Consider the following 23,516-nt stretch of genomic DNA (forward strand, 5'->3'; position numbering starts at 1 on the left):
TGTCGTCGTGGTCGGCCCCGAGGTCGGGACGACCGCTCCGGTCCGCTTCGTCCGCGAGCGCCCCGTGTTCGGCGGTCCTGCCGCGGCCATCGCCGCAGGCCTGGACGCCCTGCGTGATGACGTCGCGGCCGAGGGTCCCGCGCAGGTCGCCGTCCTCGCCTGCGACATGCCGGATGCCGCACCGGCGCTCGCCGCGGTGCTCGACGCAGCCACAGCCACAGCCGCGACCGGGACCGACGCCGACGGCTGGGTCGCGGTGGACGACTCCGGTCGTGAGCAGTCGCTGCTCGCCGTCTACCACCGGGAGGCCCTGGAAGGCCGGGTCGCCGCACTCCGGATGTCACAGCCGAGCGGTGACCTCGCGGGTGTCGCCGTCCACCAGCTGCTCGCCGGACTCGTCCTCCGACAGGTGCCCATCACCGACGGCGGCTCGGCCGACGTCGACACCTGGGCCGACGCCACCGGACTCGGGGTCGTCACCGCCGTCGAGTCGCCGGCATCGACCGCGTCCACCACACCGACCGCCGACCCTGAGGAGCGTCTGCCATGACCGACGACCTGCATGCCGTCCTCGCCGACTGGACCGACCGGGTGTCCGCCGAGCTGGAGGTCGGCGACGTCGCGGTCGACATCGACGCCGTCCTCGGACTCGCGGGCACGGCCGCGCACGCCGTGCTGCGTCCGGCCGCCCCGCTCACCACCTATCTCGTCGGCATCGCCGTCGGGAAGGCGCTCGCGAGCGGGGCGGATCCGGTCGCCGCCGCCGAGGCTGCGACCGCGGCCGTGGAACGGTTGGTCGCCTCGGACTCGACCGCATGACGAGGTCCTCCTGGTCGGACGCCCGCAGCATCGCGCATGCGGCGGGTGCCGCGCTGCGGTCCGACGTCGCCGACACCCTGGCGCTCACCGAGGCCCTCGGGCACGTCCTCGCGGCGCCGCTCGTCTCGCCCATCGCGATCCCGCACTACGACTCCTCGGCGATGGACGGCTGGGCGCTGGCCGGGAGCGGGCCGTGGGTGCTCTTGACCGGCGGTGACGCCGAGCGCGCGCGGTCGGTCGGACTCAGCGACGGTGTCGCGGTCGACGTGCTGACCGGTGGGCTGATCCCGGCGGGCGCCGAGGCTGTGCTCCAGCTCGAGCACGGCGTGGTCGAGCAGAGCGCGGGATCAGCTCGCCTCCACCTCGCGCCGTCCGCTCCGAGCGAGGAGCCGCGCCCGGGGCGGCACATCCGGCCCGCCGGAACCGAGTCACCCGCGGGCGCGACCCTGCTCGACGCCGGCACACGTCTGGGGCCCGTCCATCTCGCGGTCGCCGCCGGAGCCGGCTTCGACCGCGTGCCTGTCGTACCGACCCCGCGGGTCCGCCTGGTCCTCACGGGTGACGAGGTCGTCACGAGCGGCGTGCCCGGCCCGGGGTTCGTCCGCGACAGCTTCGGCCCATCCCTCCCGGGAGTGATCACCTCGCTCGGTGGCGTCGTGACGTCCAGCGTCCGTGTCGGCGATGACGCGTCCACCACGGCCGACGCCCTCGGGCTGACGAGTGCGGTCGGCGCTCCTGCCCGCCACCAGCGGGACCTCGTCGTGACCACGGGTGGTACCGGCGACTCCCGCGCCGATCATGTCCGAGCGCTGCTGCGCGACGCCGGAGCGGACTTCCTCGTGGACGGCGTCGACGTCCGTCCGGGTGGCCCCGCCCTGCTCGCGCGGCTGCCGGACGGTCGCCTGTTCGTCGGGCTCCCCGGCAATCCGCTCGCCGCACTGCTCAGCGTCCTCACGCTCGTGCACCCGGTGCTCGCGGGCCTCCAGGGACTCGAACTCCCGGCCCTGCGACCGGCGGTGCTCGCTTCGCCCATCGACGGGGTCCGCTCCGGGACGGTGCTTCGCCCCTACCGTTCGGTGCGCGAGCCCGACTCGGCCATGCCGCATGCGGAGCCGACGCCGTGGCACGGGGCAGCCATGCTCCGTGGCCTCGCCGACGCCGACGGCGTGCTCGTGTGTCCGGGCTCCGGCGCGGCCACGGGCGGTCTGGTACCGAGTCTCGACCTGCCCTGGTGATCGGGCCTCGGGTCAGCGGCCCTGGACGGCTGCCGCCGTCATCAACCGGAGCAGTTCCTCACCGGCGAGGATGCCGCGCCGCTCGGTGACCGTCAGCGTGTCGATCGTGAAGCCCTCGTCGTCGAGCTCGCCGTGCGCCGGACGGAACGCGAGGTCGGCGGTCTCCAGCATCGACTGGTCGAGGAGCGAGTCGCCGGCCGCGAGCACGAGTGGCCCGTCGAGCCGACGGGCGACCTCGCTGACGGCGTCGTGTTTCGTGAGCGTCCGTGGCACGCAGTAGAGCTTGCGTCCCTGCAGGGACACCGTCCACCCGAGCCGTTCGCACTCCTGCTCGACCTGCTCGAGCCAGCCCGTCGGGATCGCGTCGCGCTCGACGATCGAGTAGAAGAACAGCGCGTCCGCGACGTTCGTCTTGAGGATCCAGGTCGGCGACGCCAGCTCCTCGAAGCGCGCGAGCGCCTCGTCGAGCGGGGCGGTGTGGTCGGTGAGGTGCGCTCGCACCCGGTCGCGCCAGTCGGCGTCCGGGATGCCGTCGACGAGGATCTCGCCGCCGTTGCTCGTGATCGCGTACGCGGGCGCGCCGCCCGGCAGCTGCACCCGCTGATACTGCGCGACCGTCCGCGTCGTGACCGGCATGAACACGGCCTGCGAGCGCAGCTCGATCAGCAGTCGCTCCGACTCGCGCGTCATGAACGAGATCGGCACGCCGTTCCAGAGCTCCGAGACGATGATCGACGGCGCTTCGGGGTCCGGTGTCTCGAGCCAGAACGCCTTCGGCGAGTAGATGAGGGTGCGGTCGAGGTCGCAGGCGACGAGGGCGCTCACTGAGCGTCTCCCGCCGCAGCGTCGCTCAACGGGTTGATGAGCCCGACACAGCTGTAGGGCAAGCCTGGCACGACCTCGACCGGCACACCGCGCTGCTCGGCGAGCAGGAGCACGTGCGCGACGTCGTCGAGGGAGTCCGGCGACACGAGCACCTTCCACGGCACCCGGCGGAGCAGCACGCGGGTGGTCTCGCCGACACCCGGCTTCACGAGGTTCACGGTCGGGATGTCGTACTGTTCCCGGATCCGCTCGACGGCCTCCCAGCCGATCCAGCTCGGTTCGCGATCGGCCACCGAGGCCTCCGCCACACCAGCGACGACGTCGTCGACCACCTCGGCGAAGCGGCTGGAGACCGCGTCGAGGAACGCGCCGGAGACGTCGTGACTGCTGAGCTCACGGTAGAACTTGGCGCCGTGGAACTGGTCGTCGGAGAGCAGTTCGCGGTTGTACACCGTGCGGGACACGAGGCCGGAGACGGTGGAGTTCAGGCACGCCGAGGGGATGAGGTAGTCGTCGCGGGTGCCGTACACGGGCACGCAGTGGCCGGGGTCGGCGAGGACCGCCAGCTCGTCGGAGAAGCGGATGCCGTCGGTCTCGGCGAAGAGTTCCAGTGCCGCCGTCAGTTCACGCGCGATGGCGCCCTTGCCGGTCCAGCCGTCGACGAACGCGATCTGCTCCGGATCGTGGTGCGCCGCGAGGTAGCGCAGCGCGGTCCCGTCGACGCCGACACCGCGCACGATGCTCATCGTGTAGTGCGGCACGTCGATCCCACGGACCTCCTTCGCCCAGCGACGCATGAGGATCCCGATGGGCGTACCGGCGCGGGCGAGGGAGACCAGCACGGGGCGGTTCGCGCGGGAGGCCAGGACGAGGTCGGTGACGACACCGACGGCCACCGCGAGACGTCGGCTCGACCGCGCGAGGGCGTCCCGGTAGAGCTCCTCGTACTCGGGGGAGGGCAGGTACTCGATGGGCAGCGACTCGGCGTAGTGCGCGCGACCGCTCTGGATCGCGGCCTCGCGTTCGGAGGCGTCGGCCTCGAGGCGGGTGTCGCCGAGGTCGGTCAGCAGCCAGCGCACCTCCGAGGCGTCGTAGGACCCGAAGTCCGGTCCGGTGAGCGGCTCGGGGAGGGCGGCGGCGATGGTCACGGTGCGGGGTTCCATTCGGCTGGGGTCGGGACGGATTCGGTGAGGAGGACGACGATGACGTGGTCGGTGACGGTCCGCAGCGCCTCGACGACGCCGTCGGGCCGGAGCAGGAGCTCGCGGTCGGCGCCCGGCTCCGGGAACAGGACCACCGCCGCGAACCGCGAGCCGCTGCGCGAGAGGTTGTAGGCGAAGCGGGGTCCGAAGCCGTCGATCGTGCGGTCGTGGCTGGTGAAGGACACCGCGCTCGCGATGGCGTAGTCGTCACGGTCGATGACGGCGATGGGGGACCGCGTGGTGGTCGAGAAGCGCGTCGCTCCGCGGGTGCGGTCGAGGTGGTCGGCGACGGCCAGCGGTACCGCGATGAACTCCTCGGAGCCCAGCACCACGACCTCGCCGTCCGGCAGCTCCGGAAGGACTCGGTCGGCGATCGCGGCGGTCACCGCGTCGTCCAGGCGTCCTGGCGCACCGAAGCGCGCGCTCCGCACGGGCGGCAGGTCGGAGGCGTCCACCACGACGACGTCGCCGGCAGCGGTCGATCCCGCGGCCGACGTGGCGGGCGCAGCGTCGATGACCGCTCGCGCGCGGGCGAGGACGTCCTCCGGAAGGTCGACGGCACCCACGCCGAGCGCGACGACGGTGATCCGGGTGCCGAGGCGGTGGGCGAGGTCGTCGAAGCGCTGCCGGTCCGCATCCGAACGGAGGTCGATGAGGCCCGCGACCACCCAGTGCGCCTGCGGCGTGGTGGCGTGCAGCGCGGTGATCGTGTTGCGGACGGTGCGTCCCGTGCTCAACTCGTCGTCGACGAGCACCGTGGTGCCGCCGACCGTGGCCCACGCGGGGTCGCTCGGGTACAGGCGGTGGTCGCTCGCGTGCGAGTGCTCCTCCTCGAACGGAGTGAAGGGCACCTCCGCCTCGTGTCTCGTGGAGTGGAGGTACGGCGAGCCGAGCGCGTCGGCGACGATGTGGCCGAGCCCGGTCGCCGTCTCCGCGTAGCCGACGGTGACGAGCTCCGGCCCGGCCACTGGGGCCGCATCACGGAGCTGGGCGAGGTGCTCGCGGACGGCGGTGAGGGCGGCGAGACCGTCAGCATCCGGCCGTTCCCGACGGGCCAGGAGCTGCGCCACCGTGTCGAACGGAGCCGTCTCCGGATCGCTGCCGTCGAGCGCGCTCCGCACCAGCAGTCCGAGCAGTTCTCCGGCGGCGAGTGCCAGGCCGGGCACGGTCGGCACGTGTTTGGCGAGGACCGTCGACACGAGCAGCTGCGCGCGTTTGGGGTTGTCGCGGAGTGCGAGACCGACGAGGTCCTCCACCGGGATCAGGCTTCGGGATGCGTCCGAGCGGAGGCCGATGCCGACGGCGTCGCGAACGAAACCGCCTGTCCATGCGCCCGTCCATGCGGTCACCGCATGCTCGTCTCGAGGAGGTCGACGAAGGAGGTGTTCTCTGCAGCGGCCCAGCAGCGGCCCGTCCATACGGTCACCGCATGCTCGTCTCGAGGAGGTCCACGAACGTCGTCTCCTCCGCTGCCACCCCGAAGGCCTCCGCGCGGAGCAGGGTCTTGCGCGCCCACGCCTGGTGCGGCTTCATCTCGTTCATCTTGTTCCGATACGGGGAGGCGTTGGCACCGCCGCCCACATCGCCGACGACCGAGAGGGCGTCGACGTACTCCTCGTGGCTCACGACCGACATCGCGTGGACGACCGGCACGTGGCTCGGGTGGATGACCGTCTTGCCGAGCAACCCGTTCGCCTGGTCGAGCGCGATCTCGCGGATGAGGCCGTCGAGTCCCTTGAGGAGGAGCTTCTGACGCAGCTGCGCCTCGTTCGCGTCCTGGAACGGCGTCATGCGCAGCTGCGGGCGCATGAGCCGCTCCGCGTTGTGGAAGTGCTCCCAGACCGTGCCGGTGATGACGAAGTCGTCGCCCGGTCGACCGAAGACGTTGACGACGTCGGCGATGACCGAGGAGACGAGTTTCACGTCGTACACGGTGAGGTCGCGCGAGCGCCGGAGCGAGAAGGCGCTCGAGAGGTCGGTGGCGCCGATGCGGACCGCGAGGACGTCCTCGCGGTGGGCCTTGGTGACGTCGACGATCCCGGAGAGGGTGTCGTCGCGGGTCTCGCGGTGGATCATCCGCGGCGACTCGAGGATCGGCATGACCCGGAGGCGACGCGCGCCGTTCGACCCGTCCTGCCCGTAGTCGCGCTGCACGCGACCGAGCGCCTCGAAGAAGCGGTCCGCCACCCCGTCGCTGTTCTCGTACTTGGGGATGACGAAGCCGCTCAGGAGGTCGAGTCCCGGACCGAGGAGTCCGGCGACCCGCTCGAGCTGCTCGGGCGTGCGGACGCGGATGAACAGCAGCGGCAGCACGGGGCGCTTGGACCCCGAGCTCTTGGCGGCGAGCTGCTGCATCGCCTCCGCGACGTTCGTCTCGGCGAACTCGACCGCGTCGTCGGGGACCGAGTCCTCGAGGCACAGCACCATGCTCAGGCAGCCGTGCTTCGCCTGCTTCACGACGTCCTTCGCGAGCGTCGGGCGCGTGCCGGGACTGTAGAGCGTGGCGCCGAGTGCCGCCGCCACGTGTTCCGGCGGGGAGTCGATGCTGATGGGGCTCGGGAGCTTGTGGAACAGCCGCGACGCGCGCTTGTCGTCGACGTAACTGAAGTGGCGCATGGTCATCGTCTCCGGGGTTCGCGGGCGACGACGTACGGCGTCGGCTCGAAGCCGAACTGCTGCAGGAGCGTCTCGAGGGGGATCTCGGCGGGAAGGGGTTCGAGGCGGAGTTCGAGTCTCGACCCGATGCGCAACAGCGAGACGACCGGCGGTGCGCCGGTGTCGTCAGCCGCGGCGAAGCTTTCGCCGTCGAAGAGCTGCACCGTCAGTGGGTGACCGGCTGTGCCGACGAACAGCGCCCGCCGGATGAGGTGCACGTGCCGGAGCGCGAGGATCGCGTCGCCGCCGTCGAAGCCGAGCAGCGGCCGGTTGCCGGGCGTCGTCACCGGTGTGCCGTCGATGCCGTCGGCCGTCGCGACTCCCGTCACGAGTTCGACGGTCTCCCACACGATCGCCGTCGCTCCGCCGACGATGAGGCTGCCGATCGCGGACTGACGCGGGTCGAGCCGGACCAGTGGGGTCTCGTCGTCGAGGACGCGGACCTCCTCGGCTGTCGGAGCCAGGAAGGGCTGCGGGGTCATCGGAGCTGCGGCGGGCGTGGTGGCGGGGCGTCCCGACGGCGTAGCGGGAGCGGGCGACGAGGATCCGCCGAGCGAGAGTCCCGTCGACGGTGCCGACGGTGCAGACGGCGCTGCCGATGCCGCCGGGGCAGGGGGTGCGGCGGCGGGCGTCGACGGCCCGCCGAGCGTGAGTCCCGTCGACGGTGCTGCCGACGCGGCGGGCGTTGCGGGGGGAGGTGCCGCCGGGGCGCTCGCCACGGGTTCCGCCTGCGCCACCGGCTCAGGTCTCGGCTTCACCCGACGACGGAGGTAGTCGATGTCCCGTCGCACCGGGGAGGTGTTGAGCGGCACGGCTCAGAGGTCGATTCTGAAGTCGCGTGCCACGCCGGCGAGCCCACCGGCGTACCCCTGCCCGAGGGCGCGGAACTTCCAGTCCGAGCGGTGCCGGTACAGCTCGGCGAGGAGCAGCGCCTGGCTGCTGCGGACCTCGGCGATCGGCACGTCGAAGCGCACGAGCTCCCGACCGTCGGGCGTGGCGACGCGGACGAACGCCGAGCGCACAGGCGAGAAGTCACCGGGACCGCGGACGTCGGGGTCGATGTAGAGCAGGAAGGCGATCTTCGACACGGCGTCCGGCACGCGCGACAGCTCGACGTCGATCTCCTCGTCGTCGGCCTCGGACGAGAAGGTGACCGCGCCGTCCTGGCTCTCGACCTGGTTGAAGAACACGAGGTGGTCGTCGGACAGCGCCTTGCCGTCGTCGCCGCACATGATCGCCAGCGGCACGGGCTCGCTCTGCGGTCCGCGGCTCGCGATGACGTCCCAGCCGAACCCGATGAGTACGGCGTCGAGGCCGGGGTTCTCGGCGGTGAGCGCGGCGTTCGCGCCCGCGATCAGCGACGCCATCAGTGCGCACCCAGCACGAGACCGGCGTCGGGCTCCTGGAACTTGTCGGAGAGGAAGCGACCGTGCGTCGAGAGTTCGGCGATCGCTCCGATGCGGATCTGGTTGAGGAGGTCGCGGATGGTCTCCTCGATGAGCTCCAGCTGACGGGCGAAGACGATCGTGCTGCGGGAGTCGTCGGCGCGGTCCGCGGCCGGCAGTGCGAGGAAGGAGCGCAGCGGGCTCGGGAGATAATCCGTCACCATCGCGGCGAGGAGCACGCGCTGCTCGGTCGACGCACCCTGGTCGGCGATGGTCGCGACGACGAGGCGCAACTGGTCGTCGATCTGTCGGAGCTGCGAGGTGAGCAGCGTGGGGAGGTCGCGCCCCACGGAGCGCACCGAGTCGCGGAGTTCGTCGAGGTGCCGGGCCGTCTGCTCGTCCTCGGTCTCACCGACGGGCGCCGGCGTGGCGTCGACGACGCCGAGCGGCTCGGCCCCGCCGGTCCGCAGTGCGTTCAGCAGTCGTCCGAATGCCATCCCTCGTCCCCCTTCGTCCTCAGCGACCCGTGCGCCCGATCACCCGAGCGTGAGGCTACCGCAGTTCGCGCTGCTCGGCCTGACGGCTGCGCTCGAGGTACGGCTTCGCCTTCTCGAGACCAGACTCGAGCGCGTTGACGGTGCCCTCCATGTTCTTGGCGGCTTCGGCACGGAAGGTGTCGATCGCGTCCATGGTCTGGAAGACGTTGTCGAACGCGCGCTGCAGGGTCTCGACGCTGACACCCGCGGTGGAGGCCTGCTGGTGGATGCGCGTGGTCTGGTCCTTCAGCATCTCGCTCGTCTGCAGGATCATGTTGTTCGTCGTGGTGTTGATCGCGTCGATCTGGTCGAGGACCATCTTCTGGTTCGCGAGGGCCTGCGCGACGACGACGGCGGTCCGCAGGGCGGCGATCGTCGTGGTGCGAGCGCGGTCGACACCCTTGATGAGCTCGAGGTTGTTCTTGCGGATGAGGTCCATCGCGAGGTAGCCCTGCACCGAGACGGCGAGCTGCGTGAGGATGTCCTGGTGGCGCTGGCGGACGGGGAAGAGGACGTCGGCCTCGAGCTTCTGGGCTTCCTCGATGCGTCCGGAGGAGCGGGCTTCGTCGATCTTGGCGACGCAGGCGGCGTCGAGCGCCTTCGCGAAGACGGCGTACTCACTGAGCGCCTGCATCGTCTCCCAGAGCTGGACCTTCTCGCCGGCGAGGGCGGCGTTGTCCTTGAGGAGCTCGTCCTGGCCGGCCATGAGCGACTTGATGATCTTGTCGAGCTGGGTCTGCGCGGACTCGTACTTCTGGAAGTACTTGGCGAGCTTGTTGCCGCCCGGGATGAACCCGAGGATCTTGCGGCCGACGCCGAGGTCCGCCTGGTTCGGCGTGAGGTCCTCGACGGTGCTGCGGAGGTCGCCGAGCGTGGTCGCGACCTTGATCTGCGCGCTGTCACCCGAACGCTTCGCACCGGCGACCGAGGTCGACGAGCGGTCGAGCATGCGGGAGGAGTAGCCGCTCGACTGCACCATCTCCTTGCCGCCGATCTGGGAGATGCCCTCGATCTTCTGCGTGAACTCGGGCGAGCGCGGGTCGAGCGTCGCGACCTCCGTCACGAAGGAGCGCGCCTGCTGCTGGATCTCCGTCTGGCGCTCCGCCGGGACGGGGACCATGCCCGGTGCCTCTTCGGCCTGCACGACGTCCGGTGCATCCGGAGCGTGCAGCACGAGGGAGGCTGCTGCCTGTTCGTTGGCGTCTGGCGGAGTGAGTGGCGTGCTCATACGGTCGACCTTGCTCTCGTGTGTGGCTTGCTCGTGGTTGAGGCGTCGGTGCTCAGCCGAGCGGGACGCCGAAGTCGCCGGCGATGCCGGCGAGACCGGTGGTGTAGCCCTGGCCGACGGCCTTGAACTTCCACTCGGATCCGTTGCGGTAGAGCTCCGAGAACAGCATGGCGGTCTCGGGGGCGGCGTCCTCGCTGAGGTCGAAGCGGACGATCTCGGTGCCGTCCTGGTCGACGATGCGGCAGTACGCTCCGCGGACCTGGCCGAAGTTCTGGCGACGCTCGTCGGCCTTGTCGATCGACACGGCGATGATCACGCGCTCGACGTCTGCCCCGACCGCGTTCAGGTCGACCGAGATCTGCTCGTCGTCGCCCTCGCCGTCGCCGGTGCGGTTGTCGCCGAGGTGCTTGACGGAGCCGTCCGCCGAGGCGGGCTGGTTGTAGAAGATGAAGTCGGCGGAGGAGCGCACCTTGCCGTTCGCGCCGACGAGCAGCGCGGAGGCGTCGAGGTCGAAGGCCTCACCGCTCGTGGTGCGCGGGTCCCACCCGAGACCGACCGTCGCGACCGTCAGGCCGGGGCTGGTCTTGGTGAGCGAGAGGTTGTTGCCCTTTTCGAGGGTGAGTCCTGCCATGGTGATCGCTTCTCCTTCGGAACTGCGCTGGCGCGCGGGGGACTGCTGCGGGTGGTGCTCAGAGGGCCTGGGCGGCCGGGCCGAGGAGGTCCATGACGGAACGCCCGTTGGCGCGCTCGCCGATCGCCTTGAAGGTCCAGCCGTTGCCCTCGCGCGAGACCTTCGACATGATCATCGCGGTGTGCGGACCGGAGTCGGTGAGCTGGTAGCGGGCGACCTCGGGCGAGCCGGGGGTCGAGTCGTCGATGATCCGGCTGAAGGCGTTCTGCACGGTGTCGAAGGTCTGGCGGCTGTAGCTGCTGATCACGAACACGATCTGCTGGACGGACGGGGCGACCCTCGAGAGGTCGACGAGGATCGTCTCGTCGTCGCCGTCGCCGGCACCCGTGAGGTTGTCGCCGGTGTGGCTGGCCGAGCCGTCCTTGCTCGCGAGCTGCTGGAACCAGATGGTGTCGAGCACCTTGCCGGTGGCGTCGAAGAAGATCGCTGAGGCGTCCAGGTCGATGTCGGGTGCGGACGAGCGGCCGAAGAAGCCGCGCTTCACCGGTGCGACGCCGTCCCAGCCGAGACCGAGGCGGATCCGCGTGAGCGAACCGCCGTCCTGCTTCGTCAGTGAGAGCGACTGGCCCTTTTCCAGACTCAGACCCATGGTTCCGTCTCCTAGATGCTTCATCGTGTTGCTGGTGGTGAGGTGTGGGACGTGCGCCCCCGGCCGAAGCTGGGAGCGCACGTCCACGTTATCGGTTCAGCCGGGCGAGCGCCCGGATTCCCGGTCCGTTCAGAGCAGGCCGCGTGAGTCGGAGCTCTTCGCCTGCAGCTCGTGGGCCCGGGCGAGCAGCCGCTGGAGCTCCTCGTCGTCGGCCGCCTTCGCCTGGTGCTTGGGCTTCAGGTTCGCGAACGACTTCTGGCGCTCGACCATGCGGGTGTAGCTCGTCTCGAGTTCGACCTCGTCCACGTGGTGACCGTCCGGGATGTCCTCCGGGGCGTCGGCGTGGTCGACGATCTTCTTCGCCTGCGTGCGGGCGTCGCTGATGATCGTGTGTGCACGACCGGCCGGGCTGAGGAGCGAGGCGAGGACCGTGACGGTCAGGATGCCGATGATGACGATGAGCGACAGGCCCGTGCTGATCTCGAACACCGGGATGTGCTCGCCACCGTTGAGGAACGGCAGGGTGTTCTCGTGGAGCGCGTGCAGGACGAGCTTCACACCGATGAATCCGAGGATCGCCGCCAGGCCGTAGCTCAGGAAGATGAGGCGGTCGAGCAGGCCGTCGATGAGGAAGTAGAGCTGACGGAGGCCGAGCAGCGAGAACGCCGTCGCGGTGAAGACGATGTACGGGTTCTGCGTGAGGCCGAAGATCGCGGGGATCGAGTCGAGCGCGAAGAGCAGGTCGGTGCCGCCGATGGCGACCATGACGAGCAGCATCGGCGTGAGGACCTTCTTGCCGTTCTCGATGGTGACGAGCTTGTCGCCGTCGTAGCGGTCGGTCGTCTTGAAGAGGCGCTTGGCGAGACGGATGACGAAGTTGTTCGCGTCGTCGCTCTCCTCCTCCGGGCGGAGGAGCTTGATCGCCGTGAAGATGAGGAACGCGCCGAAGATGTAGAACAGCCAGGACCAGGCGTTCACCGCGGCGGCACCGAGGAAGATGAAGCCGGTGCGGGCGATGAGGGCGAAGACGATGCCGAAGAGGAGCACCTTCTGCTGGTCGGCCCGCGGCACGCGGAAGCTCGACATGATGATGAGGAAGACGAAGAGGTTGTCGACCGACAGGGCCTTCTCCGTGATGTAGCCGGCGAAGTACTCGGATCCGAGTGTGCCACCGCCGAAGAAGAGGACACCGAGGCCGAAGACGATGGCGATACCGACGTAGAGGGCCGACCACTTCGCGGCTTCCGGCAGCGTCGGCTCGTGGGCCTTGCGCACGTGGAAGATGAAGTCGAAGGCGAGGAGGGCCAGAATGCCGACGATCGTCAGCAGCCAGACGTATCCGGGGATTTCCATGGGCTGTGTTCTCCGCAGCGCTCGAGGTGGGGGACGGGTGATGTTTAGTTGGTGCCGTCCCACTATATAGTTGGTATGGTCGAACCAACACCCGAACGCACGTATTCAGAAAGAATTCAGCTATGAGCGATGACGTCGACCCCGCCGAGGCGGGAGCCGTCATCCAGGCGTCCCTCGCGACGGTGCTCCGGTGGTCCACCAGGGCCGACAACCGGCGTTCACTGCACGACGCCGAGGGTGCCGCCCTCACCGCCACGGACGCGTGGCTCCTCGAATACGTCATCACCGCCGGGCCGATCCGCATGTCCACGGTCGCGGGCTGGATGGACGTCGACAAGTCGACCGCGACGGCCGAGGTGCGTCGCCTCGAGGAGGGTGGTCTCGTCGTCCGGGCGACGGATCCGAGTGATCGCCGCGCGGTGCTCGTGAGCGCGACGGAGGAGGGACGGACCGCCCTCGAACGACACCGGCAGGCGGCGCAGCAGGTCTACAACACCCTCGTCGGCAAGTGGAGCGAGCGCGATCGAGCGGAACTCGCCCGGTTGCTCTCGCGGTTCGTCGACGAGTTCTCCTGGGTCAGCGACGCCGTCTCGCAGCACAACGCGAGTCGCTGACTGGACGGCCTCACGGGTCGACGCGCACGGGGATCGGCCCCGTCCGCTCCGCCCGCGGTCCGTACACCCAGAAGCGGTAGAGCACGAAGCGGAACGCGGAACCGAGGGCCAGCCCGACGATGTTCGCCGACACGTTGTCCGCCAGCGGCGTCGTCAAGTGCATCGCGTCGTGGGAGACCCAGAGGCAGGCCAGGGCGATCGCGCCGCCCGCGAGACTCACCAGACCGAATTCGAGCGCTTCGCGGGCGACGTCCGAGCGCCGATGCGCGCGGAAGGTGAGGAGCCGGTTGCCCACCCAGTTGGCCACGATGGCGAGCGTCGTGGAGATGCCCTTCGCCACCAGCAGCCCGGAGGTGCCGGTGTGGAAGAACACGGTGTACGCGAGCAGGTTGAAGACCCCGACGTCGACGAGGAAGCCGGCGCCGCCGACGAGGCCGAAGGCGGCGACCTCGCGGACGATCGGTCGCCGGAGCAGCGCGCGCGCATCGGGAAGGGCTCGGATCACCATCGCGTCACGACCTGACCAGCTCGAAGACGATGCTGCGGTGGACGGGGATCCGCTGCTCGACGTGGTAGCCGAGCGCCTCGAGGTCCGCCACGTTCGGAGAGGTGCTCGAGCCCTCGACGACCCAGACGGTGTCGTGGCCGATGAGCCGGTCGTGGATCTCGGACAGCGGCGCGGCGAGATCCCAGAGCTCGGGGCGGTCGCGGTAGCTCGTCTCGAGCGCCACGTCGTCCAGGCCGGCGAAGGCCTGCGGGTAGAGGTCGATCGCGAGCCGCGACTTGCGCGAGGGCTTCACCGACTGGTCGAAGACGACCGCGTCGCCCGGCGAGGCATGGGCCTGGACGACCTCCGCGGTCTGCCGGAGGTCGCTGCCGTCGTCCTTCGCGAACGGGCCGCGCTGTTCCGCGAGGACCGGGATCGCGAGCGCCAGAACGAGCGCGACACCGACCGCGGTCGCCACCGCGCGGTCCACCCGCTTCGGCAGGAGGTCGACGAGCGTCCGGAGTCCGAGCGCCATCATGATGGCGACGGCCGGGACGCAGAAGGTGACGTAGCGCAGGTTGTACATCGGCGTCACGAGGGTGTTGCCGATGATGAGCAGCGCGGTCGGTGCGAGCGCCCAGACGGCGATCATCGCCAGGGCGCGACGCTGTCGGGAGGATCGGCGCACCACGAGGACCCCGATGGGAGCGAGCACGATGAGCAGCCACGCGAGCACGGCGAAGGCCGGCGTCTGGAACCACTGGCCGACGAGCACCGATTCCGGCGTCGCGTAGTCCCGCCTGCCGAGGAACGCGATCTGCTCGCGCTGCGCGATGCCCGCGATCACGATCGGAGCGCCGAGGACCAGTGCACCGGCCAGGGACCAGCCCCACGCTCGCATCACCCGCCGCCCGGGGCGTTGGAGCACCATCCACGTGGCGTGCACGAGGAGGAGCATCGCGAGGTACAGGAACAGGTACATCGAGGCGGCGCTCGCGATGGCGAAGAGTGCCCAGCTGCGGCGGGACGTGGACCGGCGGCGCACGAGCGACACGAACCAGACCGTCAGCCACACGACCGCGGCCATGCCCAGCGCATAGGAGCGCGTCTCGGCGCCCATCCGTGTGACCTGGGGGATGACGGCGAACACGAGGCCCGCCGTGATGCCGATCGCCGGGGTGAAGATGGACCGCGCGAGCACGACCGTGCCGGCCGCGGCCAGACCGACGCCGATCGCGCTCGGGAACCGCGTGACGGCCTCGGCGGTGCCGAAGGCGCCGGTCCAGACGTGCAGGAATGCGTAGTACAGGCCGTGGACGGCGTCGATGTGGCCGATCATCCCGAACATGACGGGGAGGGGGCGTTCGGCGGCGAGGACGCTCGCCGCCTCGTCACCCCAGTACGACGGCGTGCCGATGCCGATGAGCGAGACGAGGGTGGCGAACAGGCCGACGACCCAGGGTGCGGCGCGGCCGCCGAGGAGGGTGTGGAGGGCGTCCCACCGACGGCGCGAGGGCGCGGTCGGAACGGTGATCGTCGCAGTCATGGGTTCCCCTCGGACGCGACAACCTGGCGCGTCGTCTCATCGTCCGCCGCTCGGATGAACGCCAGCAGAGAGATTCCTGAGAGGCCGCGGGGGATCCTGCCGGGACTCCACGGCAGGAGCCCGGCCGCCCCGGTGGGGAGTTGTCCCCATCGCGCGGCAACGGCGCGCGGGACAGACTGCTGGAGTCCGCCGCCGAAAGGAATCCCGATGCAGCTCTCCCGCGTCACCGCCCTGATCACCCTCCCCGTCGCAGCCATGCTCGTGCTGGTCGGATGCTCCACGCCGTCGGCCCCCGACGCGAAGCCGACGGAGAAGGCTTCGTCGTCTGCCACGTCGAAGCCGACCTCGACCGGATCAGCGGACGGTGAGGTCACCGAGCCTGGAGCGCAGGTCGGGATCGATGAACCGATCGTCTACGAGTCGCAGGGCACCGACGGCGTCACCGCACTCATCAGCGCGAAGCTGACCGAGGTCACCCCCGCGACGGCCGACCAGGTCGCGTTCCTCAAGACGCAGTTCGACGGCGGGGAACTCGACGGCTACGACATCACGCTCATCCGGCTCGAGATGACCAAGGTGTCGGGCGACCCGGTGGCGTTCAACAGCGACGCGACCTCCTTCTCGCCCGTCGACGCCGATGGCGAGAAGGTCCAGGAGGCCACGCTCATCGGGTGGGACGAGTGCGGATCCGAGTCGTTCACCGAGGAGTTCGACGCTGGCGCGCCGATCACGCAGTGCTACGTCGCGGCGGCTCCCGCCGGTGGCAAGGCTCCGGCCGGCCTCATGTACGACGGCGGTTTCACCGACCCGAACCCCTACGACTCCTTCGACGGCGACCCGATCCTGCTCATCAAGGACTAGCTGTACTGCAGGCCTGAGTGCCCTTCGACAGGCTCAGGGACCGGAGCGTCGCGGGTGAACCTCTCCCGGTCACGGAGGTGGCGCAACCGGAGTGCCCTTCGACAGGCTCAGGGACCGAATCGTTCCGGGTACACCTGTCCCGGTCACTGAGCTTGTCGAAGTGCCCACGAGGATGCCGTTCGGCACGTCGTCGGGCTCTGGGACCGGAGCGCTTCCGGGCCCACGTCTCCCGGTCACCGAGGTGATGCGGCCCGAACTCCCCTTCGACAGGCTCAGGGACCGGAGCGTCGCGGGTGAACCTCTCCCGGTCACGGAGGCGGCGCAACCGGAGTGCCCTTCGACAGGCTCAGGGACCGGAGCGTCGCGGGTGAACCTCTCCCGGTCACGGAGGTGGCGCAACCGGAGTGCCCTTCGACAGGCTCAGGGACCGAATCGTTCCGGGTACACCTCCCCCGGTCACTGAGCTTGTCGAAGTGCCCATGAGGAACCCTTCGACACGTCGACAGGCTCAGCGCGGCGCAGCTCAGGGGCCGGCGGGGGTCAGAACGGCGCGGGATCCGGTTCGGTCCGGTGGCGTTTCCCATCGGGCGTTGTCCAGTCGAGCACCCCGCCGGGTCCGTGGTCGAGGTTCCATCCGGGCAGATGCTTCATCCGGTGGTGATGTCGGCAGAGGCAGGCGAGGTTCCCGACATCTGTCGTCCCGCCGTCGTCCCAGGCGACCGAATGATCAAGGTCGCAGGCTCTGGCGCGCCTGCCGCAACCGGGTGCACGACAGGTGCCGTCCCGAAGCCGCACCGCGCGTTGCAGGTCGGCCGGAACTCGGTACTGATTCCGCCCGACGGAGAGCAACGCGCCGGTCTCGGGCTGGACGAGGATCCGGGTGAAGCTGGGTGCGTTCACCGCGATACGGGCTGCGGTCTCCGGGTCGATCGGCCCGTACCCGTCGAGGGTGGCCGGGGCGTCGGAGACGCCGGCCATGCTCAGTGCCGGGACCGTGATCTGCACGGTTGGCTTGATGTGCTCCTGCACTTCGATCGGGTGCGGCAGCACTGGGCTGAACATCACGTCTTCCGGGGTCACGCCGGTGAGCGCGAGCGCCGCGAGGGCGTCCGCCTGCAGCTGGGCGCAGGTGCGAGTGTCACCAGCTGCGCGCGACTCCGCCGCCGCCGCCTCGACCCGCTCGGTGATGCCCTGCGCGATGGGCGCGGTGGTGAACAGGTGCACCCATGCCATGCCGTCGGCGGCCGGCTCGAACTCGACGCGGCGGTCGGCCTCGGAGCGGACCGCGCGTGCGGTGATCGACTCGGGGTGGAGTCGCTCGCGCAGCACTCGGGCGCGGCCCTTGAGCCTGGCGGCGGTCATGCGCTCCGCCACGGGGAGGACTGCTTCGAGGAACGCGGCCCGGCCCGCGGGTGGGACGTCGCAGAGCTGGTCGGTGATCACCTGTGCGTGCCGCGCCGAGATGCGGCCCGCTTCGAGCGACGCCAGCACGGCCGGTGCGTCGTTCACGAGACGTTCGGCGTCGTTGGTCGCACGCTGGATCGTCCGTTCCGGCGTTCGCGTCGCCATCGCAAGGGCCGCGCAAGTGGAGCGGCGGGAGAGGTCCTGCCGTTCGGCCGGCGGGAAGATCGCCGGGACCGTGGCGTCGGCGAACGCGTCCGCATAGGCGGCGGAGCGGGCCAGGAGGCGCGCTTTGCGGGCGTCGAGGACGGCTTGTTGCCGGTGGAGCTCTGCCCATTCGTCCGAGAACTCCGCGAGCTGCGCGGCGTACTCGTCGCCGACGCGGATCGCGGTGAGGGTGGTCTCGGTCATGGAACCAGTCCACCATGGAGCACTGACATTCCAGATGCTGAGTCGGGACGGCTGTGGAAGTTGCTCGTGGGCCCTTCGACAGGCTCAGGGAGCGGAGGAGGCATGCCGGACTCGTGGGGTTCACCCGTGGGCCCTTCGACAGGCTCAGGGACCGGGGGAGGTCCACCGGGTTGGCGGGGTTTCTCCGGGGGCGGTGAGCCGAGTCGGCCCCCCCCCCCCCCGCAGACAGACGAACGCCGGTGACCCGAGCGGGGCACCGGCGTTCGTGTGATCGGGAGGTCAGTTCTTGAACGCGTCCTTCACGTTCTCACCGGCCTGCTTCACGTCGGACTTGGCCTGGTCGGCCTTGCCCTCCGCGACGAGCTTGTCGTTGTCGGTCGCCTTGCCGACGGCCTCTTTGGCCTTGCCCGCGAGGTCTTCGGCGGCGTTCTTGATCTTGTCTGCTGCGCTCATATGGTGCTCCTCACATGTTCTTCGGGCTGTCGATCCGCACTGATCGAATCCGACAGGGCGACCTGGTGGACGCCCTTCACTTCTACACCCGGGAGCTCCACGTCCGGGCGGGGCTCCAGCAGACTCCCAGAGAACTCCCCGGACCGCTGCACCAGCACACCCGTCGTCGGTTCGTCCCCGACAGCCAGGACCCTGGCCATCAGACCACGCCGCTCGTGCCGAGCAGGGTGCCGATGGCGAAGGTGACGGCGAGGGCGAGCGCTCCACCGACCACGACCCTGACGGTCGGGCGGAGCGCGGGGTTGCCGCCGATCCTCGCGCTCGTGAAGCCGGTGAGCGCCAGCGCGATGAGCACGACGACGAAGGTGATCGGGACGCGCACCTCGGGTGGCGGCAGCAGGATCGCGAGCAGGGGGAGCAGCGCCCCGATCGTGAAGGCGAGCGCCGACGCGCCGGCGGCCGCCCACGGGCTGACGACCGCGTCCTCGGTGATGCCGAGTTCGGCCTCGAGGTGTGCCGTGAGCGGGTCGTGCGCGGTCAGCTCCTCGGCGACCCGCCTCGCGGTCGTCGGCTGGAGCCCCTTCGCCTCGTAGATCCCGGCGAGTTCCGCGAGCTCCGCCTCGGGGTCGTCGGAGAGCTCCCGCCGCTCCTTCGCGATGAGGGCCCGCTGGCTGTCCCGCTGGCTGCTCACCGACACGTACTCGCCGAGGGCCATGGAGATCGCGCCACCGACGAGCCCCGCGACACCCGCTGCGAGGAGCGGGGCGCTGTCGGTCGTGGCACCGGCGACTCCGACGACGAGGGACGCGACGGAGACGATGCCGTCGTTCGCGCCGAGCACACCCGCACGGAGCCAGTTCAAGCGGCCCGCGAGGTCACCGCGGTGCGGTTCGTCCGGGTGGCCGCCGGTCGGTGGTGAGGAGCTCATGGATGCATCCAAGCACTGCGCAGGCCGCCTGCGCACGGTTCCCGGCCGATCCCCCACCCGATCGCCTAGAATGGAGGCTGGTGCGCCGGGAAGTCTGGTCGGCGGGCGATCGATCGAGATCGCTCTGCTGCTCGACCGAACCCTCACCCGAAGGATCCGCATGCCCGACGCGCACCGCTCCCACGACCTGCCGGCCGACCAGGCCCCGCACTCGATCTGGCGAGGCATCCACCAGACGCTCCAACAGGACACCGTCGGTGGTGCCCTCCTCGTCGTCGCCACCGCACTCGCGCTCGTGCTCGCCAACACCGGCGCCTCCGAGTTCTACCTGAGCGTCCGGGACTTCACCTTCGGTCCGGAGGCGCTCCATCTGAACCTCTCCGTCGGTGCCTGGGCGGCCGACGGACTCCTCGCGATCTTCTTCTTCGTCGTCGGTCTGGAGCTCAAGGAGGAGTTCGTCGCCGGCAAGCTCCGGAACCCCAAGACCGCGGTACTCCCCATCGCCGCCGCGGTCGGCGGAGTGGCCGTGCCCGCCGTCATCTACGTCCTCGTGAACCTGAGTGCCGGGCCCGACGCATTGCAGGGATGGGCGATCCCGGCCGCCACGGACATCGCGTTCGCCGTCGCGGTGATCGCGGTGGTCGGCAAGTTCCTGCCGCCGGCACTGCGGACCTTCCTGCTCACGCTCGCCGTGGTGGACGACCTCATCGCCATCAGCATCATCGCGATCTTCTACACCGACCACATCGAGTTCCTGCCGCTGGCGCTCGCCGCGGTGCCGCTCGCCGTCTTCGCCGTGCTCGTCCAGCGCGGCGTCCGGGCCTGGTGGGTGCTCATCCCGCTCGGTCTGTGCACCTGGGCGCTCATCCATGCCTCCGGTATCCATGCGACCGTCGCCGGCGTGCTGCTCGGCTTCATGGTGCCCGTCTTCTCGACCAAGCGCGCCCGCGTCCAGGTGGGGACCACCGCCGAGGGGCGCCCGGTCTACGAAGGCCTCGCGGCGCACTTCGCCGATCGCTGGAGCGTCGTCTCCACGGCGGTCGCCGTCCCGATCTTCGCCTTCTTCTCCGCGGGCGTGGTCATCGGCGGGATCTCCGGGCTCGTCGAGTCATTCCAGGACACCATCGCGCTCGGGATCATCGCCGGGCTCGTCCTCGGCAAGCCGATCGGCATCCTGGTGACGACGTTCCTCGTCACCCGACTGCCCGGCCTCGGCCTCGACCCGTCGATCCGCTGGGTCGACCTCGTCGGCATGGCGTTCGTCGCGGGCATCGGATTCACGGTGTCGCTGCTCGTCGGTGAACTGTCCTTCGGTGTCGGCAGCGAGTCCGACGACCACGTCAAGGTCGGTGTGCTCGCCGGCTCGCTCATCGCCGCCGCTATCGGTGCCGCGATCCTCGCCGCCCGCAACCGCGTCTACCGGCGGGCGGTCACGGCTGGATCCGAGCAAGCGCCGAGGTAGGTGCGGGCATCCGATCAGAGCCCTGCAGGGTGGTACCGCAGCGTGTGGGAGTGGCTTCCGGAAGAGTGTGGCTGGAGCGCCTCGCGCAGCGCTGCGGTGTCACGACCCGAGATCAGGGATCAGGCGGCCGGCGCGGCTCGCGATGCCGGCCAATTGACGGTCGAAGGTCGCGAGGGAGACATCGTACTTCTCTGCCGTGGCGAGAACGCACGTATCGGGCATCTTCAGCCCCCACTGTGCTCGCAGTCGGGCCAGGGCGAGCGGTTCGTCGGAGCCGAGTTCGGCCACCTCGACGCCAATGCCTCTCAGGTCGTGCCAAACCTGATCCTCGATATTGCGTTTCGCGGGCCCCACGAGGATCTCGGCAGCGGTGAGTGGGTGAACGAGGTAGCCGGTGGGGTGTTCTTCGAGCAGGGCGACAGCGGCGCCGTGGTGAGCATCCGACCCATCGAGGAAACCGATCAGAACGCCCGCATCGAGGACGATCACTCGGCCCAGCCTTCGCGGACCTGATCCAAGTAATCGGCTTCATACAGTCCGGTGTACCTGCCCGCTGTGTCGAGGATGCGCGCGCGACGGCGCTCCGTGGTGGACTGCTCGCCGGCTTCAAGCGCCTTCGCCCCTGCATCCAAGAGGTTCAACAGCAAGGCGCTCTCACGATCCTCGTCCGGCCAGTGCATCCGAGCGACCTCGAGTGCGTGTTTCACCTGCGGCGTGTGGGTGAGGTTCGTGCGAGCGTGCTTCGTGGGCATAATTCAGTGTAACACTGAGCGTTTCGGTGTAACACCGAATTCTGCCGACCGCGCGATTCCCGAGCGTGCACCGTGGGCTCGATGCAGTGAGCGTCTACGGTCACGGCTGGAAGTAGTACGCCGAGTGCAGGCGGCAGCCCGGATTGAACCGGGCGTCGCAGTTCGGGCAGCCGTCGACCTCCAGGTAGCGGTCGATCGTCAGCTCCGTCGAGCACACGCCGCACAGGATCGCCTCGCGGTCGCGCTGCTCGCGCGGCCACTGCTCGGCCGGATGGTCGGCGCACTCCGCGTGGCACAGGTGGCACGGGTAGTACTCGCCGCAGCAGGCGAAGCGGATCGCGATGACGTCGAGCGCGGTCGCGTAGTGGACGCAGCGCGTCTCGCCGTCGACCGTCTTGCCGAGGACGCGCGCGGTGTCGCCGCCGCTCACCGGACGCCCCGAGCGGTGAGGGCCTCACCGAGCTCGTCGGCGTGCTTCAGCGACACCACGAGGAACGGCACGACGAAGGTCACCAGGTTCGACCCGGCCCCACGCGCCCGCTGCGCCTCCCGGACGCTCGTGGCCAGGCGGGCGAGGACCGGCACCGTGTTGATGGCGACGGCGAGCATCAGTGCGATGCGGGAGGGATCGACACCGAAGCGACCCAGGGGCCGGAGGACGCGCTCGAAGGCGTCGAGCAGGTCGGCGACGCGCGTGCTCAGCACGAGGAGCGCCGCGAGCAGGATGGCGGCGACGATCCGGGACGTGTTCGACACCGCGGACTCGACGTCGAGGAACAGCAGTTGGCCGGCCACCGTGATCGTGATGATCCAGCGGATGAGCAGGAGCTGCCGTCCGAGCTCGCCGAGGCCGAGGCCCGAGGCGAGGTAGGCGAGGACGGTCACGGTGGTGGCGATGCCCGCGGTCCACCAACTCGTCGGCAGGAGCGAGATCGCGAGCACCACGATGAGGATGCCGAGCGCCTTCGGGCCGGCCGGTGCCCGGTGGAGCCAGCCGGAGCCAGGACGGTACAGGGTGATCATGTCGTTACGCCCGCAGACTCGCGCGGTAGGCCGCGATCACGTCGTCGGGTGCGCCCTGGGCGACGACCCGCCCACTGTCGAAGAGCAGCGCGGTGTCGCAGCGGGCGGCGAGCTCCAGGTCGTGGGTCACGAGGAGGAGCTGATGGCCCGCCTCGGGGTGCAGGAGGTGGTCGGCGACGGCGGCGCTGTTGCGGGCGTCGAGGTAAGCGGTGGGTTCGTCGGCGATGAGCAGCGCCGGCCGACGGATCACGGCCCCGCAGAGCGCCAACAGCTGCTTCTGGCCACCGGAGAGTTCGTAGGCGGACCGGTCGGCGAGCGCCGTCAGACCGAACTCGTCGAGCGCGTCGGCGACCTGCGCGGCGATGTCGGCCTTCGATGCCTTCGTGCCGCGGAGGGAGAACGCGACGTCCTCCGCCACCGTCGGCATGACGATCTGTGCGTCCGGGTTGCTGAACACGATGCTGACGAGTCGTCGAAGCGTCGCCGTGTCCTTCGCGGCGTCGACGCCGTGGACCTGGACACTGCCGGCGGTCGCTCGCGTGAGGCCCCCGACGAGCCGGGCGAAGGTGGACTTGCCTGAGCCGTTCGCCCCGATGACCGCGATGCGCGCGTCGTCGAGGTGGAGCGTCACGTCGTCGAGAGCGACGGTGTCGCCGAGACGTGCGGTGACGCCGTCGAGACGGATGGCGGATGACTGGTCGATGTCCCCGATCATCGCACGACCTCGAACACCGCGGCGACGCCGAGACCGCCACCGACCGAGGCCGCCGCCACCCCGATCGTGCCCGCCGGAGCCCCGCCGCGGACGAGCCGCGAGAACAGGCGGACCACGGCCACCGCACCGCTTGCGCCCCACGGGTGACCGAGCGCGAGGGCGCCACCGTCGGCGCAGAGACGCTCGTCGTCCTCGGCGACACCGAGCCGGTCGAGCACGGCGAGCGTCTGGGCCGCGAACGCCTCCACGATCTCGAACGCGGCGACCTGCGCGAGGTCCACGCCGGCCCGGTCGAGGGCGTCGAGGATCGCCGGCGCGGCCCCGATCCCCGGGAGTGCCGGGTCG

At 70.1% G+C, this 23,516-nt stretch carries 27 protein-coding genes and 1 pseudogene; 6 read left to right on the plus strand and 22 right to left on the minus strand.

What is annotated here, in order from left to right:
* From IFT89_RS15905 to IFT89_RS15915, 3 genes are all read left to right on the plus strand, one after another.
* On the plus strand, positions 1 to 550 hold a 550-nt coding region (locus IFT89_RS15905), incomplete at its 5' end, for an NTP transferase domain-containing protein (protein WP_202939437.1).
* Positions 547 to 819, plus strand: a complete 273-nt coding sequence (locus tag IFT89_RS15910; RefSeq protein WP_202939438.1) for a DUF6457 domain-containing protein — start codon at positions 547 to 549, stop codon at positions 817 to 819. The genes IFT89_RS15905 and IFT89_RS15910, both read left to right, overlap by 4 nt.
* Positions 816 to 2,054 (plus strand): molybdopterin molybdotransferase MoeA, encoded by a 1,239-nt coding sequence (locus IFT89_RS15915; RefSeq protein ID WP_202939439.1) that lies wholly within the window; start codon positions 816 to 818, stop codon positions 2,052 to 2,054. Before IFT89_RS15910 ends, IFT89_RS15915 begins: the two co-directional genes overlap by 4 nt.
* Positions 2,055 to 2,066: 12 nt before the next feature.
* Here the strand turns inward: IFT89_RS15915 and IFT89_RS15920 are convergent, their stop codons facing one another.
* The 11 genes from IFT89_RS15920 to IFT89_RS15970 all read right to left on the minus strand — a co-directional run bounded on the left by IFT89_RS15920 (position 2,067) and on the right by IFT89_RS15970 (position 12,518).
* A complete protein-coding gene (locus IFT89_RS15920; RefSeq protein ID WP_202939440.1) occupies positions 2,067 to 2,879 on the minus strand; it encodes an HAD family hydrolase in 813 nt (270 codons plus the stop codon).
* Positions 2,876 to 4,042, minus strand: a complete 1,167-nt coding sequence (locus tag IFT89_RS15925) for a cysteine protease StiP family protein (protein WP_202939441.1) — start codon at positions 4,040 to 4,042, stop codon at positions 2,876 to 2,878. The genes IFT89_RS15920 and IFT89_RS15925 overlap by 4 nt, the downstream gene beginning before the upstream one ends.
* Positions 4,024 to 5,430 (minus strand): phosphoribosyltransferase domain-containing protein, encoded by a 1,407-nt coding sequence (locus IFT89_RS15930; RefSeq protein WP_202939442.1) that lies wholly within the window; start codon positions 5,428 to 5,430, stop codon positions 4,024 to 4,026. The genes IFT89_RS15925 and IFT89_RS15930 overlap by 19 nt, the downstream gene beginning before the upstream one ends.
* Positions 5,431 to 5,503: 73 nt before the next feature.
* The gene (locus IFT89_RS15935; RefSeq protein WP_071261351.1) at positions 5,504 to 6,697 is read right to left on the minus strand and encodes an HpcH/HpaI aldolase/citrate lyase family protein; all 1,194 of its coding nucleotides are present in this window, start codon (positions 6,695 to 6,697) and stop codon (positions 5,504 to 5,506) included.
* 2 nt (positions 6,698 to 6,699) lie between these two features.
* Positions 6,700 to 7,548 (minus strand): hypothetical protein, encoded by an 849-nt coding sequence (locus IFT89_RS15940; protein WP_202939443.1) that lies wholly within the window; start codon positions 7,546 to 7,548, stop codon positions 6,700 to 6,702.
* Between the two features lie 3 nt (positions 7,549 to 7,551).
* A complete protein-coding gene (locus IFT89_RS15945) occupies positions 7,552 to 8,103 on the minus strand; it encodes a TerD family protein (protein WP_064295863.1) in 552 nt (183 codons plus the stop codon).
* Entirely contained in the window at positions 8,103 to 8,618 is a 516-nt protein-coding gene (locus IFT89_RS15950) for a hypothetical protein (RefSeq protein ID WP_124768209.1), read from the minus strand. The genes IFT89_RS15945 and IFT89_RS15950 overlap by 1 nt, the downstream gene beginning before the upstream one ends.
* A 55-nt stretch (positions 8,619 to 8,673) precedes the next feature.
* Positions 8,674 to 9,885 (minus strand): toxic anion resistance protein, encoded by a 1,212-nt coding sequence (locus IFT89_RS15955; protein ID WP_079704610.1) that lies wholly within the window; start codon positions 9,883 to 9,885, stop codon positions 8,674 to 8,676.
* A gap of 52 nt (positions 9,886 to 9,937) precedes the next feature.
* Positions 9,938 to 10,516 (minus strand): TerD family protein, encoded by a 579-nt coding sequence (locus IFT89_RS15960; RefSeq protein WP_079704611.1) that lies wholly within the window; start codon positions 10,514 to 10,516, stop codon positions 9,938 to 9,940.
* A gap of 58 nt (positions 10,517 to 10,574) precedes the next feature.
* Complete coding sequence (locus IFT89_RS15965; RefSeq protein WP_079704612.1) at positions 10,575 to 11,165, minus strand: TerD family protein; 591 nt, start codon at positions 11,163 to 11,165, stop codon at positions 10,575 to 10,577.
* Between the two features lie 129 nt (positions 11,166 to 11,294).
* Positions 11,295 to 12,518 carry a TerC family protein gene (locus IFT89_RS15970; protein WP_192004202.1) on the minus strand — a complete coding sequence of 408 codons (1,224 nt, stop codon included), beginning with the start codon at positions 12,516 to 12,518 and terminating at the stop codon, positions 11,295 to 11,297.
* 122 nt (positions 12,519 to 12,640) lie between these two features.
* On the opposite strand from IFT89_RS15970, the gene IFT89_RS20635 reads away from it, so the two are divergent.
* Positions 12,641 to 13,132, plus strand: a complete 492-nt coding sequence (locus IFT89_RS20635; protein ID WP_086472760.1) for a MarR family winged helix-turn-helix transcriptional regulator — start codon at positions 12,641 to 12,643, stop codon at positions 13,130 to 13,132.
* A 10-nt stretch (positions 13,133 to 13,142) separates the two neighbouring features.
* On the opposite strand, the gene IFT89_RS15980 is transcribed toward IFT89_RS20635, so the two are convergent.
* Both IFT89_RS15980 and IFT89_RS15985 read right to left on the minus strand, forming a co-directional pair.
* Positions 13,143 to 13,640 (minus strand): GtrA family protein, encoded by a 498-nt coding sequence (locus IFT89_RS15980; protein ID WP_202939444.1) that lies wholly within the window; start codon positions 13,638 to 13,640, stop codon positions 13,143 to 13,145.
* Between the two features lie 4 nt (positions 13,641 to 13,644).
* Positions 13,645 to 15,165, minus strand: coding sequence for a glycosyltransferase family 39 protein (locus tag IFT89_RS15985; RefSeq protein ID WP_202939445.1), 1,521 nt, complete (start codon positions 15,163 to 15,165; stop codon positions 13,645 to 13,647).
* A gap of 207 nt (positions 15,166 to 15,372) precedes the next feature.
* Here IFT89_RS15985 and IFT89_RS15990 point away from each other — a divergent pair, with 207 nt between their 5' ends.
* On the plus strand, positions 15,373 to 16,026 hold the full coding sequence (locus IFT89_RS15990) for a hypothetical protein (protein WP_202939446.1): 654 nt from the start codon (positions 15,373 to 15,375) through the stop codon (positions 16,024 to 16,026).
* 540 nt (positions 16,027 to 16,566) lie between these two features.
* Here the strand turns inward: IFT89_RS15990 and IFT89_RS15995 are convergent.
* From IFT89_RS15995 to IFT89_RS16005, 3 genes are all read right to left on the minus strand, one after another.
* Positions 16,567 to 17,838: an HNH endonuclease signature motif containing protein gene (locus IFT89_RS15995; RefSeq protein ID WP_137242671.1), complete on the minus strand. Its 1,272-nt coding sequence runs from the start codon at positions 17,836 to 17,838 to the stop codon at positions 16,567 to 16,569.
* A gap of 279 nt (positions 17,839 to 18,117) precedes the next feature.
* Positions 18,118 to 18,291, minus strand: a complete 174-nt coding sequence (locus IFT89_RS16000) for a CsbD family protein (RefSeq protein ID WP_086472763.1) — start codon at positions 18,289 to 18,291, stop codon at positions 18,118 to 18,120.
* Between the two features lie 199 nt (positions 18,292 to 18,490).
* A complete protein-coding gene (locus tag IFT89_RS16005; RefSeq protein WP_137242670.1) occupies positions 18,491 to 19,219 on the minus strand; it encodes a VIT1/CCC1 transporter family protein in 729 nt (242 codons plus the stop codon).
* A gap of 160 nt (positions 19,220 to 19,379) precedes the next feature.
* Here IFT89_RS16005 and nhaA point away from each other — a divergent pair, with 160 nt between their 5' ends.
* Positions 19,380 to 20,681, plus strand: coding sequence for a Na+/H+ antiporter NhaA (gene nhaA / locus IFT89_RS16010; protein ID WP_202939447.1), 1,302 nt, complete (start codon positions 19,380 to 19,382; stop codon positions 20,679 to 20,681).
* Positions 20,682 to 20,780: 99 nt separating this feature from the next.
* Here the strand turns inward: nhaA and IFT89_RS16015 are convergent, their stop codons facing one another.
* The 6 genes and pseudogenes from IFT89_RS16015 to IFT89_RS16040 form a co-directional block, all read right to left on the minus strand.
* A complete protein-coding gene (locus IFT89_RS16015; protein ID WP_161578572.1) occupies positions 20,781 to 21,170 on the minus strand; it encodes a type II toxin-antitoxin system VapC family toxin in 390 nt (129 codons plus the stop codon).
* Positions 21,167 to 21,388 carry a hypothetical protein gene (locus IFT89_RS16020; protein ID WP_137242668.1) on the minus strand — a complete coding sequence of 74 codons (222 nt, stop codon included), beginning with the start codon at positions 21,386 to 21,388 and terminating at the stop codon, positions 21,167 to 21,169. The genes IFT89_RS16015 and IFT89_RS16020 overlap by 4 nt, the downstream gene beginning before the upstream one ends.
* Before the next feature lie 145 nt (positions 21,389 to 21,533).
* Complete coding sequence (locus IFT89_RS16025; RefSeq protein WP_202939448.1) at positions 21,534 to 21,863, minus strand: CHY zinc finger protein; 330 nt, start codon at positions 21,861 to 21,863, stop codon at positions 21,534 to 21,536.
* On the minus strand, positions 21,860 to 22,456 hold the full coding sequence (locus IFT89_RS16030; RefSeq protein WP_194643262.1) for an energy-coupling factor transporter transmembrane component T family protein: 597 nt from the start codon (positions 22,454 to 22,456) through the stop codon (positions 21,860 to 21,862). The genes IFT89_RS16025 and IFT89_RS16030 overlap by 4 nt, the downstream gene beginning before the upstream one ends.
* A gap of 4 nt (positions 22,457 to 22,460) precedes the next feature.
* Positions 22,461 to 23,171: an energy-coupling factor ABC transporter ATP-binding protein gene (locus tag IFT89_RS16035; RefSeq protein ID WP_202939449.1), complete on the minus strand. Its 711-nt coding sequence runs from the start codon at positions 23,169 to 23,171 to the stop codon at positions 22,461 to 22,463.
* Positions 23,168 to 23,516, minus strand: a pseudogene (locus tag IFT89_RS16040) (acetyl-CoA C-acyltransferase); the annotation flags it as partial. The gene IFT89_RS16035 and the pseudogene IFT89_RS16040, both read right to left, overlap by 4 nt.

Origin of the sequence: Plantibacter sp. CFBP 13570, assembly GCF_014841395.1 — a bacterium.
Taxonomy (GTDB): domain Bacteria; phylum Actinomycetota; class Actinomycetes; order Actinomycetales; family Microbacteriaceae; genus Plantibacter; species Plantibacter auratus.

Coding starts and splice junctions, on each gene's coding strand:
- IFT89_RS15910 (WP_202939438.1), top strand. CDS start 547: ATGACCGACGACCTGCATGCCGTCCTCGCCGACTGGACCGACCGGGTG.
- IFT89_RS15945 (WP_064295863.1), bottom strand. CDS start 8,103: ATGGCGTCGCTGATCGCGGGCGCGAACGCCGCGCTCACCGCCGAGAAC.
- IFT89_RS15965 (WP_079704612.1), bottom strand. CDS start 11,165: ATGGGTCTGAGTCTGGAAAAGGGCCAGTCGCTCTCACTGACGAAGCAG.
- IFT89_RS16035 (WP_202939449.1), bottom strand. CDS start 23,171: ATGATCGGGGACATCGACCAGTCATCCGCCATCCGTCTCGACGGCGTC.
- IFT89_RS15915 (WP_202939439.1), top strand. CDS start 816: ATGACGAGGTCCTCCTGGTCGGACGCCCGCAGCATCGCGCATGCGGCG.
- IFT89_RS20635 (WP_086472760.1), top strand. CDS start 12,641: ATGAGCGATGACGTCGACCCCGCCGAGGCGGGAGCCGTCATCCAGGCG.
- IFT89_RS15970 (WP_192004202.1), bottom strand. CDS start 12,518: ATGGAAATCCCCGGATACGTCTGGCTGCTGACGATCGTCGGCATTCTG.
- IFT89_RS15960 (WP_079704611.1), bottom strand. CDS start 10,516: ATGGCAGGACTCACCCTCGAAAAGGGCAACAACCTCTCGCTCACCAAG.
- IFT89_RS15925 (WP_202939441.1), bottom strand. CDS start 4,042: ATGGAACCCCGCACCGTGACCATCGCCGCCGCCCTCCCCGAGCCGCTC.
- IFT89_RS15980 (WP_202939444.1), bottom strand. CDS start 13,640: ATGGTGATCCGAGCCCTTCCCGATGCGCGCGCGCTGCTCCGGCGACCG.
- nhaA (WP_202939447.1), top strand. CDS start 19,380: ATGCCCGACGCGCACCGCTCCCACGACCTGCCGGCCGACCAGGCCCCG.
- IFT89_RS16005 (WP_137242670.1), bottom strand. CDS start 19,219: ATGAGCTCCTCACCACCGACCGGCGGCCACCCGGACGAACCGCACCGC.
- IFT89_RS15950 (WP_124768209.1), bottom strand. CDS start 8,618: ATGGCATTCGGACGACTGCTGAACGCACTGCGGACCGGCGGGGCCGAG.
- IFT89_RS15985 (WP_202939445.1), bottom strand. CDS start 15,165: ATGACTGCGACGATCACCGTTCCGACCGCGCCCTCGCGCCGTCGGTGG.
- IFT89_RS15955 (WP_079704610.1), bottom strand. CDS start 9,885: ATGAGCACGCCACTCACTCCGCCAGACGCCAACGAACAGGCAGCAGCC.
- IFT89_RS15990 (WP_202939446.1), top strand. CDS start 15,373: ATGCAGCTCTCCCGCGTCACCGCCCTGATCACCCTCCCCGTCGCAGCC.
- IFT89_RS15935 (WP_071261351.1), bottom strand. CDS start 6,697: ATGCGCCACTTCAGTTACGTCGACGACAAGCGCGCGTCGCGGCTGTTC.
- IFT89_RS16030 (WP_194643262.1), bottom strand. CDS start 22,456: ATGATCACCCTGTACCGTCCTGGCTCCGGCTGGCTCCACCGGGCACCG.
- IFT89_RS15995 (WP_137242671.1), bottom strand. CDS start 17,838: ATGACCGAGACCACCCTCACCGCGATCCGCGTCGGCGACGAGTACGCC.
- IFT89_RS16000 (WP_086472763.1), bottom strand. CDS start 18,291: ATGAGCGCAGCAGACAAGATCAAGAACGCCGCCGAAGACCTCGCGGGC.